Source organism: Streptomyces sp. NPDC058683, assembly GCF_042716195.1.
In the GTDB taxonomy this organism is placed as follows: Bacteria; Actinomycetota; Actinomycetes; order Streptomycetales; family Streptomycetaceae; genus Streptomyces.
Genome location: NZ_JBHXSK010000016.1, coordinates 1 through 14348, shown reverse-complemented (window position 1 = coordinate 14348; position 14348 = coordinate 1). Strand labels below are relative to the sequence as shown.

At 69.7% G+C, this 14348-nt stretch carries 12 protein-coding genes; 7 read left to right on the top strand and 5 right to left on the bottom strand.

The features are described from left to right. Positions 1–35: 35 nt before the first annotated feature. The gene (locus tag ACFWXC_RS18990; protein ID WP_384480062.1) at positions 36–2261 is read right to left on the bottom strand and encodes a DUF4157 domain-containing protein; all 2226 of its coding nucleotides are present in this window, start codon (positions 2259–2261) and stop codon (positions 36–38) included. A gap of 286 nt (positions 2262–2547) precedes the next feature. Between ACFWXC_RS18990 and ACFWXC_RS18985 the strand changes: the two genes are divergently transcribed. Beyond that, positions 2548–2796 (top strand): helix-turn-helix domain-containing protein, encoded by a 249-nt coding sequence (locus tag ACFWXC_RS18985; RefSeq protein ID WP_384480060.1) that lies wholly within the window; start codon positions 2548–2550, stop codon positions 2794–2796. A gap of 129 nt (positions 2797–2925) precedes the next feature. Here ACFWXC_RS18985 and ACFWXC_RS18980 read toward each other — a convergent pair whose 3' ends face one another. Beyond that, complete coding sequence (locus ACFWXC_RS18980) at positions 2926–3606, bottom strand: IclR family transcriptional regulator (protein WP_384480058.1); 681 nt, start codon at positions 3604–3606, stop codon at positions 2926–2928. A 73-nt stretch (positions 3607–3679) separates the two neighbouring features. Between ACFWXC_RS18980 and ACFWXC_RS18975 the strand changes: the two genes are divergently transcribed. Continuing rightward, positions 3680–4324 (top strand): nitroreductase family protein, encoded by a 645-nt coding sequence (locus tag ACFWXC_RS18975; RefSeq protein ID WP_384480056.1) that lies wholly within the window; start codon positions 3680–3682, stop codon positions 4322–4324. A gap of 468 nt (positions 4325–4792) precedes the next feature. Here ACFWXC_RS18975 and ACFWXC_RS18970 read toward each other — a convergent pair whose 3' ends face one another. Next, on the bottom strand, positions 4793–5179 hold the full coding sequence (locus ACFWXC_RS18970) for a nuclear transport factor 2 family protein (RefSeq protein ID WP_384480054.1): 387 nt from the start codon (positions 5177–5179) through the stop codon (positions 4793–4795). Positions 5180–5342: 163 nt separating this feature from the next. Here ACFWXC_RS18970 and ACFWXC_RS18965 point away from each other — a divergent pair, with 163 nt between their 5' ends. The 3 genes from ACFWXC_RS18965 to ACFWXC_RS18955 all read left to right on the top strand — a co-directional run bounded on the left by ACFWXC_RS18965 (position 5343) and on the right by ACFWXC_RS18955 (position 7648). Further along, complete coding sequence (locus tag ACFWXC_RS18965; protein WP_384480052.1) at positions 5343–6275, top strand: cupin domain-containing protein; 933 nt, start codon at positions 5343–5345, stop codon at positions 6273–6275. Between the two features lie 401 nt (positions 6276–6676). Further along, entirely contained in the window at positions 6677–7309 is a 633-nt protein-coding gene (locus tag ACFWXC_RS18960) for a UbiX family flavin prenyltransferase (protein ID WP_384480051.1), read from the top strand. Positions 7310–7384: 75 nt separating this feature from the next. Further along, positions 7385–7648, top strand: a complete 264-nt coding sequence (locus ACFWXC_RS18955) for a hypothetical protein (RefSeq protein ID WP_384480049.1) — start codon at positions 7385–7387, stop codon at positions 7646–7648. 22 nt (positions 7649–7670) lie between these two features. Here ACFWXC_RS18955 and ACFWXC_RS18950 read toward each other — a convergent pair whose 3' ends face one another. Beyond that, a complete protein-coding gene (locus tag ACFWXC_RS18950; RefSeq protein ID WP_384480047.1) occupies positions 7671–8441 on the bottom strand; it encodes an SDR family NAD(P)-dependent oxidoreductase in 771 nt (256 codons plus the stop codon). After that, entirely contained in the window at positions 8438–9649 is a 1212-nt protein-coding gene (locus ACFWXC_RS18945; protein WP_384480045.1) for a cytochrome P450, read from the bottom strand. The genes ACFWXC_RS18950 and ACFWXC_RS18945 overlap by 4 nt, the downstream gene beginning before the upstream one ends. A 1259-nt stretch (positions 9650–10908) precedes the next feature. On the opposite strand from ACFWXC_RS18945, the gene ACFWXC_RS18940 reads away from it, so the two are divergent. Then, complete coding sequence (locus tag ACFWXC_RS18940; protein ID WP_384480043.1) at positions 10909–11622, top strand: DUF7019 family protein; 714 nt, start codon at positions 10909–10911, stop codon at positions 11620–11622. Between the two features lie 20 nt (positions 11623–11642). Further along, a complete protein-coding gene (locus tag ACFWXC_RS18935) occupies positions 11643–13559 on the top strand; it encodes a HEAT repeat domain-containing protein (RefSeq protein WP_384480041.1) in 1917 nt (638 codons plus the stop codon). Positions 13560–14348: the final 789 nt, after the last annotated feature.

The following is a 14348-nucleotide window of genomic DNA, read 5'->3' as shown; positions in this document are numbered from 1 at the left end:
CAGCGTCCCGGCACCCCGGACGGACGGCCCGGCCGTCACCGCTGTCCCGCTCCCTGCTTGGTGTACTTGGCGGTCAGCTCCTCGATCCTCCGGAGGATGTCGGCATACGTCTGCGCCTCGCGTGCCCGTATGGCGTCGACGTCGGACGCGCTGTACCCGAACTTCGCCGCCTTCGCGTACGGGATGTCCGCCCAGCTCTTGTTGGATTTGAGGCTGCTGCCGTTGGCGTCCGCCCGCATGCGCACGAGGTTGTCCGGCAGGTCGCCGAGAGCGGCCAGCTCGTTCCTGAGCAGCGCCTGCACCTCTGCGGGCGCCTGCGCGTAGAACGCCAGCAGCCTGCTGAGTTCCCGCAGTTTGGTGATGCGGTCCAGCGACACGAGGTGATCCGTGGCGAGCTCCGGCTTGGTGACCTGGGCGTTCCACGCGGCGAGGGACATCACCTGGTCGACCTGGATCCTGCCGGCGGCCTTGTAGTTCGGGCCGTTGCTCCGCATGAGCTCGTTCAGGCTCTTGCTCGCCTGGTCCAGGGCCTTCTGCGCGGCGTCCCGTTCCTGGGTCACGGCGGGCAGCTGAATGTTCTTGACCGTCGTGGCCGCGCCCCCGGAGTCCCGGACCTCGTGCTGCAGGGCGTAGTTGCGGCTCAGCCAGTCCAGGTACGCCTTCTCCTCGGCCGTCACCCCGGCCTCCCGGCGCAGTTCCCGGACCGCCTCGACCTTGTCGTCGTAGGTCGGCAACCCGTTGATCCGATCGAGGCGGGTCTTCAGCGAGGCGGGCTTCACCGGGCGCTCTCCCGCCTGCTTGAGCAGTCTGTCCCGGGCGCTCCGCTGGTCCGCCTCGTGTGACGGGCCCGACGCATCGGCGTCGGCGACCGCCTGCTGCTTGCCCGCCAACTTCTCGGCGGCCCGCTGCCGGCCCGCGGCGTCGAAACCGGCTGCGGGTGCCTTCGGGGCCGTCGCCGACGTGGCCGGGGAGGCTTTGGCGGGGGCCTCGGGCGGCGGGGTGGTGCGCGCGGCCGCTTCGGCGGCGGGCCTCGCATCGGCAGCGGGCGGTACGACGGTGTTCTGCTGCGGGCGTACGGTCGCGGTCGGCCGTTCGGTGACCGCCGAAGGTCCGCCCGTCGGCGACGGGCTTTGCGCCGCTGGCCGCAGGGGTTCGGTGATGGCGGCCCGTGGAGGACCCCCGGCCGCCGGTCCCTGGGTCACACGCTCCCCCTCGGACAAGCCGATCATCCCGGCGGCCGTGACCTTCCGGATGACCCCGCGGAAACCCGTTCCGCCGGGAGGACGGGCCGACGGGGGCGCCTCGACGGGCGCCCCGGGGATGCGGGGGACCGATCCGCCTCGCAGGCGGGGCCCTTCTGCGAGGAAGAGCATGAAGAGGGGCAACACGAACATCTCGGACCAGTATCGGCTGCGCGCCTCTGCCAGAGCCCGGGCATCCACCTCGTCCAAGGTCACGGTCACCCGCTGCGTCTCCTTGCCCTCGAGCCAGTTGAGGATGTTCTCCGTCTCGGCCGTGATCGCTTGGCAGAACGCCAACTCGTCGGCCGCCGCCTCGTATTCGGGACCGAGCGCGGACCGGAGGCCCTGCTCGAACTTGTTCCTGTCGTCCGCGTACCCGACGGGGTCCTCGCGCCAGATCCGCTTCCTGACGGCACGCTCCCGATCGAGGGCTCTGCCGAGCCGCCGCTGCCAGTAGCCCTTCCAGAGCTCGTACATCTCGCGGTCGGTGAGTCTGTTGTGCGGATTCTGCGGATCACGCGGATCCCCGTGCGTCGCACGGTTCTCCGCCCCGGCGGCCTGCCGGTGGACAACGCCGGTCTCGCCCGTCCCCACGAGCGCCGCCCCGGGCGCGGCTCCCGCCGCGACGGCGTCGGCGGCCCGTTCGGCGGCGTCACCGGGGGAGCTGAGCCGGGTCGGCACCGTCGGTATCCGCCCGCCCTGCTGGACGACATGGCTCAACTCGTGCCGGAGCAGCCGCAATCCCGTTTCGGTGTCCGGTGCGTAGTGGCCCGGGGCGAAGACAATGTGGTTCCCCACCGTCCACGCCTTCGCGTCGACGGACCTGGCGGACTCCGCCGCTTCGGCGCCCGTGTGCACGCGTACGTCACCCAGGTCCCGGTCGAAGACCGTCTCCAGCCGTGCCCGGACGACAGGGTCGAGCGGCTGCCCCGGCTGCCGGGCGACGACGTCCGCGACGGCCTGGATCGGGCCCGTACGACGCCCTCGCGCCTCGCTGGTGTCGCCCGCGCCGTCAGGCACGGCCCACAGCGGGATCGTCCGTGCTGCCCCGCCCGCCCGCGGCGCGGCGCGAAGCCCGCTCCCGGCGTCGTCGGTCCGGCTCCGGGCCCTCTCCGACCCAGGCTCAGGGGAATGCTCACTGCCCACGTCCGCCTCCGTCGAGTCACGTCAAGTCGGTTCGCCTCAGGTGTCGTCAGTCCGACTCACCTTGCCCAACGGACCGTCACCCTTCCGTCACGGAGGAAACCGGGGAGAGCCGAAGGGCTCGGGGCAGGCGAGGGCCGACGTCTGGCTGCGGGCCGGCCTCATGGACAGTCGCGAACGGCTCCAGCCGTTGTTCACCGCGGTCCGTGGAGTCGCCGCCGAGCAAACGCAATTGGCGGAGACGGTGATCGCCTTCGCCGAGTCCGGGATGATGCTGGTCAACGCGGCCGACGCACTGGGGATCCACCCCAACACCGTGGCCTACCGGCTCGGGCAGTGGTACAAACCCACCCGGTCCAACCCGCGGACGTTCGCCGGACTCGTCCGCTCGGTCGTCGGCATCACCGGCTGACAGCCGATTGGGGAATCCACACGATTCCAATCCTCCGCGAGTTGATCCCACCGAAGACCGGAGACCTGAAGACGCTCCGTAGTCGATGGCGCTCCACAGCGGTGAGGAACGCCCCGTAGGCCGGTGCGGCTATCGCGGTGGGTCGGTGAGTCCTCGGCCGATGGCGCGGGCCGCCTCGCGGAGGGCGCTGTCGACGCGGTCGTACGGCGTGCTGGTGGGCAGGGTGACGAAGACCGCCGCCACGGCCCGGTCGTTCCGCAACACCGTCGCGGCGAACGAGAGTTCGCCCAGTACGTACTCCTCGTGGGCCGTGGCCAAGCCGGTCTCCCTGATGCGGATCAGCTGGGAGCCGAGGGTGCCCGGGGCGGTCACCGTGTGGCGGGTGTGGCGCCGTACCTCCGACCGCGGGCCGTGGCCGTGGGCGAGGAGGATCTTGCCGGCCGCCGTGGCGTGCAGCGGCAGGCGTTCGCCGCTGACCAGGCACAGGGCCGCGCCGTCGGAGGGGACGGCGATGTCCGCGTGGCCGCCGGTGCGGGATGTGAGCGTGCGGAGGGCGGGGAGCGAGAGGTCGAGCAGGCCGCGCGGGCAGGGGGCCGCGGCGCCGAGGGCGCGGATGCGGGTGCCCAGGCGGTAGGAGCCGTCGGCCGCCCGCTCCAGCCCGCCCCACGCGACCAGCTCCCGCACCATGCGCAGCGCCGTCGGCACCGGCAGCCCGGTCCGGCGGGCGATCTCCGTCAGGCGCAGCGTGGCCGGTGCGCCCATGAACGCGTCCAGCACCGAGAAGACCCGCCCGGCAACGCTCTCGGCCATGTCGCACCCCGCGTTTTCATCCAGTGAAAGTCCGGCGTTGTCGCCGCACCGCACGCTCCGCGAAGGTCAACGCATGACTCTCGACCTCTCTTCCGACGAGCTCCTCTCCACCACCCGGGCGGTCCGTCACCGCCTCGACCTCACCCAGCCCGTACCTCGCCAACTGCTTGAGGAATGCGTGGACTTGGCGGTCCAGGCCCCGACCGGCCGCAACCGCCAGCGCTGGCACTTCGTGATCGTGACCGACCCCGAGCGGCGGGACGCGCTGGCCGAGGTGTGGCGCGACGGCGTGCGCACGCCGGGCGTCTCCGCCCCCGTCCCCGAACGGGACGTGCGCCGAGCCGATGTGGCGCACATGGAGCGGGTGTACTCCGGCGCCGCCCATCTCTACCAGCACATCCACGAGGTCCCGGCGATCGTCGTGCCGTGTGTGGAGGGCCGTACCGACGACGCGTCCGTCCTGCACCAGGCCGGCACCTGGGGCTCCATCCTCCCCGCCGTCTGGAGCTTCATGCTCGCTGCCCGTGCCCGTGGCCTGGGCAGCTGCTGGACCACCGGCAACCTCGTCCACGAGAAGGAGTCGGCCCGCGTCCTCGGCATCCCCTACGACGACGTCATGCAGGCGGCGTTCATCCCGGTGGCGTTCACCCTCGGCACCGACTTCCGCCCGGCCCGCCGTATCCCGAGGGAGGAGGTGCTGCACTGGGACACCTGGTGAACAGGCCGGCCACGGAGTTGTGTTGTCCGGGCCGCATCCACCCCGTCTCCCCTCGCGTACCCCGTTCCCCTCACGGCCGGGAGACCCCACATGCTCGTGCGGCCCGATGCGCGACCGCCCTGACCGGTTCGGGGCCTGGGGGACCCGCGTTTCGGCTTGCTGTTCGACGACCTGGAGCGGCGTGCGGCCGACCCCGCAACACACCGGGGATTACGTCATGAGGCCCAGCATGCCCGGGCGCGGCCGGCATCCATTCAGCCCCGGACTCGCCAGGAGGCGCCCGTTTCCGTAGTGGTCAGTGTCGCAGCACCCGAGGTGCTCCGTCCGTGCCACGGCCGGAGCATCCAAGACAGCCGCGATCGGGATACGCGCTCTCCAGGGCGGGCGTGGACGAGGCCGAACATTCGGGCCGCAGATCGTGCGCAATCGGAAGGGGATTGGACTCCTGCATGCTCTATTTCACATGCTCTATTTGAGAAGCGAGGCGGTATCGAAGTAGAAGTTCCTCATCTGCCACAATTTTTCATCGCGCAGGATCCAGTGTTCAGCAATCCAGAGCTCATCTCCAGAAGTCGATCGTCCCGTCAGTAGCGCGGCGACGTGATCTCCATCGGCCGACAAACTGACGACACGGATACTCGTAAGGTCGACCGCCGCTGCGAACTTGGGCAGCACGTCGCGGAAGAAGGCGTCAGGTCCGCGATGCACACCGCCCCATGGCAAGATTGGGGGAACATTCTCTTCGAATTCCTCATGCATGGCCGCGCGGAACGCGTCCACGTCACCGCTGAACGCTGCGTCGTATACCTGACGGACGATGTCGCGGTTGCGTGTCTCCGCCGCAGAATCGGTCATGGTGAAGCCTCTCCGTGGTCATCTCGGGTCTTGCAGGTACGAGACTAGAGAGCATTGCTGCGACGAGTAATGGCTCTGAGTCCGCACCTGATGTCTGATCGTCCCGATCCGGGCCGAGACCCGTAGGATCCGGACAGTCGCATCGCCGGGAGGGAGAGTTCGCATGGACATTGTCGGCAGCATCGCCATGTCGATGCGGACTTCGAAGCCGATCGCCCGCCGTAAGGATCTCTACGGCTCCTGGGGGCTGAGACTCACCGGCGACCAGGGCGCCGGCCTTCATGTCGTGCTCGAGGGAACAGCGTGGATACTGCCTCCGGCTGTCCCGGCCCCGGTCCAGCTCGGGGTCGGCGATGTCGTCTTCGCCCGGACAGGCGAGGGATACACGCTGGCGAATCACCCCGACGCGCCAATCGTCGAGGTGTCCTCCCTGGCCCCGACGGACCAATGGCCACTGCCGAAACCGGCCGTCGGCCAGACGCCGGGAGCCGTGCTGCTGTGCGGCCTGTACGCACTCGATCGCGCCCGGCCGCACCCCCTGATCGCTGAACTGCCCGCGGTGATCCATCTGCCGGCGAGGGCGGCGATCGGCGAGCCCCTGCGATCCGTCGTCGACCTGCTGGGCGCTGAGGTCGCGCGTGACGGGCCGGAGCTCGGCGCGGCAGTTCCGGCCCTCCTCGACTTGCTGATGATCTACACACTCCGCACGTGGTACGCCCGCGAGGCGGAGCGTGGGGCACAAGGCTGGGCGCGAGCTCTGCAAGATCCAGCCATTCGCATGGCACTCGAACGCATAGAACAGTCGCCTGCTGAGCCCTGGACCGTCGGAGGGCTTGCCGCGGCCGGGGGCGTGTCCCGAACGGTATTCGCCCGGCAGTTCCGCGCACTTACCGGCGAGTCACCCCTGGCCTATGTGACCCGCTGGCGCATGATGCTCGCTGCCCGCCTGCTCCGCGATACCGATCTGACGCTCGATTCTGTTGCCGCACAGGTCGGCTACGGTTCGGCATTCGCGTTCGGGAAAGCCTTCAAAAGGGCTGTGGGGGACACGCCGGGCGCCTACCGGCGTGAATATCGCGATCATCTCAGTCAATGAACGGCCACAGTCGGGGCTGTTCACCGGTGTCGCCAAATCTCCCTAGTCCGCGCGCGTCCGACTCTCCGTCAGCCACTTGGGTGTCGTTGCCGTGGTCATGAGCACGCTCGCAGGCACCGTCGGCCTTGCGGCCCGGGTCGTTCACCGGTACGAACCTGTCCGTGCGGCAGGCGTTGCGCGGTCGGCCGCGCATGGTCCGGCGGCGGACGCCATCGGGGTGTACGGCGACGGATGAGAAGCCGCTGGTCGAGTGACCACCTGGATTTGGCGATCGCTGAGCGCGGTAGCGATCAGCGTATGTGCCGGACCCGGGCGGCGTGGCGGCCCCCGGCCTCTGCGGGCTGGCAGTCCGGTGCGCCGCAGGCGACTGCCCGCCCGGCGAGCCATGAAAGGGAAACATCGTGACCCAGCAGAACGTGACGGTCGCTGTCACTGGCGCGGGCGGCACCGGCGTGGCCAAGGCATTGCTCGCCGCACTTCAGCGGGATGACCGGGTCGGCCATGTCGACCTTCTGGTGTCGGCCAACGGACGGAAACTCGTGGCCTTCGAATTCCAGACCGGAGAAGACCCGGACGCGGTGGTCCAGGCCCTGGAGGCGACGTCGTCGAAGGTGCGCTTCCTGGATCCGGCTGACATGTCCGGACCGGTGACCAGCGGTAGCTACCCGGCGGACGCGATGATCATCCTGCCGTGCGCGGCAGGTGTCCTCGGACGTATCGCTCACGGGCAGACGGAGAGCCTCATCGAGCGAGCCGCGGACGTGATGCTGAAGCAGCGGCGCCAACTCGTCCTCTGCCTGCGCGAAGCGCCGCTGAACCTCATCCACCTGCGCAACATGGTGGCCGTCACTGAGGCGGGAGCCACCGTGTACCCCATGATTCCCACGTACTACAACGTGCCGGAGACACTCGCCCAACTGCGGGACGAGTTCGTCGAACGCGTCCTGCAATTCCTGGGCCTGCCCGGCACGGACCGCTACCAGTGGGACGGCAGTGATACCGCGGCGCGACGCGAGCACAACCGGACGTCGTGAAGGACCCGCTGCCCCGCGCCACGGCGGGTTGATGGCCACAAGCCACCCGCTTACGTGAACGTGGTCTCCTCTCAATTGCCTCCGGACAGCGTCTTCGCGGGCGGGCAGCCGGCGATACCGCTGCTCCTTACCGGCCGGGTACGGCGAGGCCACCCCCAAGAGGAGGCGACGCGACCGGCCGTGGGACTGCCCACGGCGATCGTCCTGGTCGCGGGCGTGGACGAGAGCCAGACCATGGTGGTGCTCCAGGACGGTCCTGCCCGGTCCGCTGTTGAGGGCGGTCATGTGCATCCCGAGCCGGGTGAGGAAGCGGAGTGGTTGCGCCGGACTGGAGCCTGAACGGTCCGTACTGGGATGCGTCTCACGCGAACCGGGCGGCCAGGCGCCGGAAGAGGGCTGGGGCGGCACCGTGCAGGCGGGCGGGGAGTCGCATCCAGCCAGGGGCAAAGGACTCGTCCCGGCGCCGGCCGACCGCGCGGACGATGGTCTCAGCAACCTGGTCGGGCGGGATCAGATCAGGGAACCCGCGTGTGTACGGGCTTCCCCGGCGTTCGAAGAACGGGGTGTCCACGGCGCCGGGCACGACGACGGAGACTCTCACGTCACTGCCCGCACCGCTTCTGGTTGCGGCGCCGACCTCGTAGCGAAGGCTTTCGGCGAAGGCGTTGAGCCCCGCTTTCGTGGCGGAGTACACGGCTTCCCCGCCCACGGCGACGCACCCCGCGATCGAGGAGACGAACACCAGGTGCCCGCGTCCGCGCTGCACCATGCCCGGCAGCAGGGCCCGGGACAGGTGGAGGGGGGCGAGAAGGTTTACCGCGAGCAGCCGGTCGATCATCTCCGGCGGGGTGTCGGCGAAGGCCCCGGCCCATCCGATCCCGGCGTTGGCGACCAGCAGGTCCACCTCGCCGACCAGGTCGAGCGTGGCGGCGGCCAGCTTCAGCGCGCCGCCGACGGTGTCGAGCTCCATGGGCAGGATGAGTCCGCCCGTACGGTCTGCGACCTGGGAAAGCCGTTCCTCGTCACGGCCGTTGAGCACCAGCTGCCACCGGCCGCTCGCCGCGAGCCGGTCCGCGACACAGGCTCCGATGCCGGAGGAGGCCCCGGTCACCAGGGCCACGGGCAGCGTCACCGGGCCTCCCGGGCGGGCAGCACGGCGTCCCAGGTGATCGGCAGGGCCGCCGGACCCGGCACGACCGAGTGTTCCTTGTAGACGATCTGCTCGAACGGGACGGCCAGCCGGACGGTGGGTATCCGGCGCAGCAGCGTCTCGAAGACCACTTTCAGCTGCAGGCGGGCGAGTTGCTGCCCTACGCACTGGTGCGGTCCATGGCCGAATCCGAGATGCGGCACGGGTTTCCGCCCCACGTCCAGCAGGTCGGGGTCGGACACAAGGGCCTCGTCCCGGTTGGCCGTCTGCACGACTGCGACAACGTAGTCACCGGCGGACACCGGCAGGCCCGCGATGTGCGTGTCCTCGGTGACCCTGCGCAGGACGCTACCGGGGAGGCTGCTGGTGCCGAAGCGGATCAACTCCTCGACAGCGTTTCCCGCCCGTTCGGGTTCCGCACGCAGTCGGTCCAGCTGGGCTGGCTGCTGGAACAGGGCGAGCAGTCCGCATGTGGCGATGGTGTCGGTGCTGGCGAAGCCGCCCACCAGCAGGGCGGCGCTCGTCATGACCAACTCGGTGTCGGTGAAAGGCCGTTCGGCCCGTTCTCCGCGGGTGATGATCCGGCTGAGGAAGTCCGCGCCGGGATTTTGCCGCCTGTCCTGTACGAGTTTCAGCAAGTACTCGAAGAGCGGCAATCCGACCTCGATCACGTCGTCTCTGCTGGTCGTGGTGTCGAACAGGGTCGTGGCGGTCTTCTGGAACAGTCCGCGATCGGCGTACGGAACGTCGAGCAGCCCGGCGATGACCTGGGTGGTGACCGGTGTGATCAGCTGCGTGCAGAAGTCGGCGGAGCCCGGCGCCGCGGCCAGCTCGTCGATCAGGCCGTCGACGATCCGCTGGACGGTGGGGCGGAGTTCCTCCACCTGCCGGGGGGACAGTTCGGGGGCGATGGCGCGGCGGAGCCGCAGGTGCTCGGCACCGTCCATACGCGGGAAGTCACCCTCGACGATGGGGGCGTCGGGGTCCAGGCCGTAGACGAGATGGGCGATGGAGCCGGGCTGGGAGCTGAACCGTGCGGAGTCCGCGAACACCTCACGGACGTCGGCGTACCGGGTGATCAGCCAGGCGTTGATGCCGGTGGGGCAGGCCACCTCGGTCACCGGGGACTCGGCCGGCAGCCGGGCCATCTCCGAGGTGAGAGCGAAGGGGCATTGCTGCCCCTCGGGCACCGGAAGAGCGGGAGTTTTTTCCGCCGCAGAGATGCTGTTCTCGTCAAAGGTGTCTTCGTCAAACAACACTGATCGCCTTTGTTTGTTTCCGGAACTCGGAGAATTTGTCGACGAAATTCAATTCCAGCGAATTGTGCCCCGACGGTCACGATCGAGGTAGCTATGGAAGCAGGCAGGGGATCACCTGCCGGGGAGTGGTTCAGTGCTTGTTGACGGCCGAGGCCCAGTCGAAGTTCACGCCTGCCAGAGGTCGGCGGTCGGTACGTCGATCTTCGCGCCGTTCGGCCTGACGGTGCCCGCGGGTGACTGGAGGGGTCCCTCGTCGGGACGTCGATGTGGCTGCCCTCGGCCACGTGGTAGTCGCGCAGGACGATGGCGAGGTTGCGCACCCTCGTGCTTGGTCAGGTGGCGGTCGGTGAGCGGCGGCTTCGCCGGCTGGCGAGGAGTCAGGTCCGGACAGCTACCGCGGTCGCGGCGTGAGCGACTTCCGGCTGAGCAGCTTCATGTCGTGTTCCTCCGGGTCGGTTCTCAGGATCCGAGATCAACCGCAACGGTCTCTCTTGCTCCTAATAATTCAAACGCTCGATTGATATTATGGGCAGCAGTGCGGACTGTCAAGCCACTGTTTAAATTCTGTGATCGCGGGTCGCGGGTCGCACAACCACGGAGGCCCATGCCTTCATGACACCGGGCGTCGAGCCGAGTTGTGTGGCGCTCCCGTAGAACAGTAGGAGCTCGGAAATTGCCTTGTAAAGCAAGCCTGGACCGATACCGCGCGGCATGGTGAGGAGCGCGACGCCCTGACAAGGGCCGATGTGAGAATCCACTGTGTGGGCGGGCGAAGCCTGTTGCCGGCCACACCGACAGGCTCCGCGGTCTGATCGACCGCGCCGGCACCCCGATGGCAAGCTCGTCGTGGCGCTCGTCGCCATCCACGGCCTCGGCCACCGCGAGACCCGCTGCCTCCTTCTTGGCGACCTCGGCCTCCCCCGGGGGCGTCTGACGGCCCGACACGACCTGCCGCACACCGGCTACCTCGACGAGCTCGCCCACACCCTTGCCACCGAGTGGCTCCGTGACCGCCTCCGGCGCTGGCCATCTGTGCCGCCCACCGCGAACGCCGTTCCACTCTCTGGCGACAGCAGGTCGGGGGCACGATCAGTCACGGCAGACGGCGCGTTCCTCGTTCAGTCCGTCCGTCACGCAGACTTGTCGGTTCGCTCGGTAAGCCGAGATCTGCATAGCCTGTGGTCCTCGCGATGTCTCAGGGGGTCACCGGCGTGCGCTACTACCTCTATGTTTCCGAGGCGAAGCTGGACATGCTGTTTGAGCAGATCCCGCAGAAGCTGCTCTCCCGGCTGGCCACCGAGGCAAAAGTGGACCTGAAGGTGGTGAGCGTCGCCGTGCAGAAGGCGGCGCGCGCCGAACCGGGCACGTATGGACGGCTGGACGTCGTCGAGCGGTACCTGGAACGCGAGTACGACATCGGCTGGATGACGGAGCCCACGTCCTGGTTCCGTGGCGACCTGGGGCTGCGGATCGCGGGATACGGCAGCGCAACGGGCCCGGTGTTCATGACGGGTCAGGAAGGCCGTACGGTCGTGGCGCTGATCGGCTCGGCCCACCACCTGGTGGGCCACCGGGTCCAGGCCGAGGGCATCCCGGTGGGCCACTCCATGCTGCCGTCGCTGTTCCGGCTGCTGAGGGAGACCCCAGAGGACTGGCCGCGCCGGGAACCCACCGCGGTCAGCGGACGCGACTACCCCGCGAACGACCGAGAGGCTCTGCGCCAAGTCCTGGACTTCTCCGCCCACTTGACGGAACCCGCCACCTATTGCGAGTTCCTGGCCCGGCGTCTGCTGCGCGGCACCGCCACCGACGAGAACGGCCAGGAATGGGAGGTCGTGATCGGCACGCCCCTGTACGTGGCGATGGCGGAGGACGAGGACGACGGAGCCGGGGGCCGCCGATGAGGCACGCGGATGTAGCCCGCATGCGACTGCGCGGCGATGTCGAGGGGCTGTGCCGGACGGTACGGTCCGGCGACCCCGACACCGCCCGGCGCGCCATGGAGATGCTCGCCGACATCGGGGACCGGCGGGCCTCGGACGTACTGCTGCGCTGCGTGACGGAGAAGGCAACCGACCGGCACTGGCTGTGGCTGGCCGCCGCCGGGGCGTTGGGGCGCTTGCGGGAGCGCCGCGCGGTTCCGCTGCTCATCGGACTGCTGGAGAGGGGGGAGCTGGAGAACCCGGGCCAGGAGGAGACGGTCCTGCGGGCGCTGGGCGCCATCGGCGGTCCCGAGGCCGTACGCGTCCTGCTCGCCGAACTGGCCCAGGGAAGCCCGCGCAGTGTCGTCCTTGAGGCGCTGGCGCGGCTCCGCACCCCTGAGACGACCCCGGCCCTGCTGATCGCCCTGTGGAGGCTGCTGCCATGGCGGGGCGTGGAGGCAGTACGGGTGCTCGGCGCCTTGCGCGATCCACGCACAGTGCCGGCGTTGCTCTACCTGGCAGCTCATGGCTCGTCATCTTCGTTACGCGCAACCGCACTTGAGGCGCTGACCAAGTTGCCGGAGGGCATGCCATGGCCCGCTCCGCTCGAGCCGATGCTGCAGTCCGCCCTGCGTGATCCGGACGCGGTGACGGCCAGGCTGGCTGCCGGGCTGCTGGCCCGAACTCCCGAGGGCCGCAGTCGGCTCCACTCCTGCCTGCTCGCCCACCGCCCGTACGACCCCGAGCCCGCCCGTATCCCGGTGTGTGCCGTGATCCGGGACCGGCCCGGTCTCTTCGGCTCAGCGGAGGTTGCGGCCCTGTCCAAGCTGGTCGCCCAGGCACCGCAGCCGGCCGAGCGCAGGGCGGCAGCCACAGCCCTCGGTGCCCTCGGCGATGCGGAGGCGGTCGCCGCGCTCTTGACGGCACTGGCCGACGAGACTGCCACCGAGGTCGCCGCCTCGGTGCTCGCCGGGCTCGCGACACCGCCGGTCGAGCGGCTGCTCGCGTTGCTGGAGGATGGCGCCGACAGTGTCCAACTTCGGGGTGCCACCGTGGCGCTGGGCCTCATCGGCCATGCACCGGCCGCCCCGCTGTTCCTCCCTGCCTTGTCCCCGGCGGTTCCTCTCCCACTGCGCACCGCCGCCGTCGACGCCCTTGGAGAGTTGCGCCACCGCCCCGCGACCGGCCCGCTGACCGCGCTGGCCCAGGACGTGTCCGAGCCGGGCCGCCTCCGCGCCCGTGCCCTCCGTGCCCTGGGCCTGATCGCCGTACCCGAGTCCCTGCCTGTTCTGCTGGCGGGGCTCCGGGATCCTGGCGAGGCCGTCCGCGTCCGCGCGGCGGAAGCACTGGGCGCGTATGCCACCCGCGTGGTGGCGGACAAGCTGGGCGAGGCGGCCAGGACGGACGAGAGCCGCGACGTCGCACGGGCCGCGCTGCATGCCCTGGGCCGGATAGGCATCGAGGCCGTACCGGTGCTGCGTGCGCTGGCGGACCACATGGTGCCGCCGGCGAGCCGCATCGAGCCGTCGAACCCCCGTCCGCCGACGCCGACGGAGGCAGCCCACGCTTCCCCGGCCCCGGAGCTGCTCCGTGATCTGATCGCGGCACTGGCCGCCTGTCCCGGCCCTGCCCCCATCCCTGCCCTGGAACTCCTCGCGACCTCACGACTCCAAGTACCGGCCGCCCAAGCGATCGCCGAGCGCCACGTACCACAGGCCGTCGCAGCCCTTTCTCGACTCCTGGCCGACCGCCACCACGACAAGGGCCACCCGGCGGCTTTGCGCGGCCTCGCCCGCATCGGCGGCGAGGAGGCCACCGACGCCGTGATCGCCTACTACGCGAACACCGTCTTTTACCGGAAAGAGGTGCGACAGGCCCTGATGACCCTGGCTCGCACCGAGCAACCCCCGCCCGGCTGAGACCGACCGCAGCCTGAACATCGGCCATGGGACTCCGGCGTCTCCACCGGGCCGCCGCCCAGCGCCAGACGTACGCTGCATGGTCGGTCCAAGCCGCCGTACTCGATGGCAGGATCGATGAGGCACGGTGCCAGCTGCCAACCGAGCGCTCATATCCGCTTCCGAAGGTGCCTCCGAGCGTCGTCGCTCTGGAGTAGCCGCCGTAGGTGGCGAGCATCGTCAACGCTCCGTCACGGGTGGCGAGTTCCCGACCCAGGATCAGCGCACCGGTCGCCGCAGTTCAGGTGATCCAGGTGGACGCCGAGTCGGCCGCCCGGTCCAACAACGGCGCCGCCCCGTGCAGGCTGTGCGTTATCGGGTCCTCGTCCACGAGGATCAGCTACTCACCCAGCTCCTCCGGCTCGCGGACCATCAGGCCGGGCTCGAGCGGGATCAGCGCATCGGCGACGAGTGTGTATCCCCGCCGTCCGTGGGCGCGCCGCTCACCCCACGCCACTGAATCGGCAGGGCGCTTGCTCCAGTCGTGTCTGCGTCTTCGCGGTCCAGCGCCTTCCATGCAGCGACTCGCGCTCGAGACCGTGGAAGAACGAATCGGCGAGGGCGTAGTCATCACTCGACCCGACGCGGCCCTTGCTGCGGCGGATGCCGTGAGCAGATGCCGATGACGCCTCGGTGCGGCGGGCCACCCCGAGGGGGGGCCCCCCGGAGCCTGTCCCGGCCCCCGGGCCCCACGGCCGTACCTGCGCGGTCAGCGCACGAAGACTCCCGCCTGGCTCGCCAGGTCCAGGA

What these genes read in the sequence shown, in the direction of transcription:
- ACFWXC_RS18965 (WP_384480052.1), top strand. Translation starts at nt 5,343, where the DNA reads ATGGACATTGTCGGCAGCATCGCCATGTCGATGCGGACTTCGAAGCCG.
- ACFWXC_RS18940 (WP_384480043.1), top strand. Translation starts at nt 10,909, where the DNA reads ATGTCTCAGGGGGTCACCGGCGTGCGCTACTACCTCTATGTTTCCGAG.
- ACFWXC_RS18970 (WP_384480054.1), bottom strand. Translation starts at nt 5,179, where the DNA reads ATGACCGATTCTGCGGCGGAGACACGCAACCGCGACATCGTCCGTCAG.
- ACFWXC_RS18985 (WP_384480060.1), top strand. Translation starts at nt 2,548, where the DNA reads ATGGACAGTCGCGAACGGCTCCAGCCGTTGTTCACCGCGGTCCGTGGA.
- ACFWXC_RS18935 (WP_384480041.1), top strand. Translation starts at nt 11,643, where the DNA reads ATGCGACTGCGCGGCGATGTCGAGGGGCTGTGCCGGACGGTACGGTCC.
- ACFWXC_RS18975 (WP_384480056.1), top strand. Translation starts at nt 3,680, where the DNA reads ATGACTCTCGACCTCTCTTCCGACGAGCTCCTCTCCACCACCCGGGCG.
- ACFWXC_RS18980 (WP_384480058.1), bottom strand. Translation starts at nt 3,606, where the DNA reads ATGGCCGAGAGCGTTGCCGGGCGGGTCTTCTCGGTGCTGGACGCGTTC.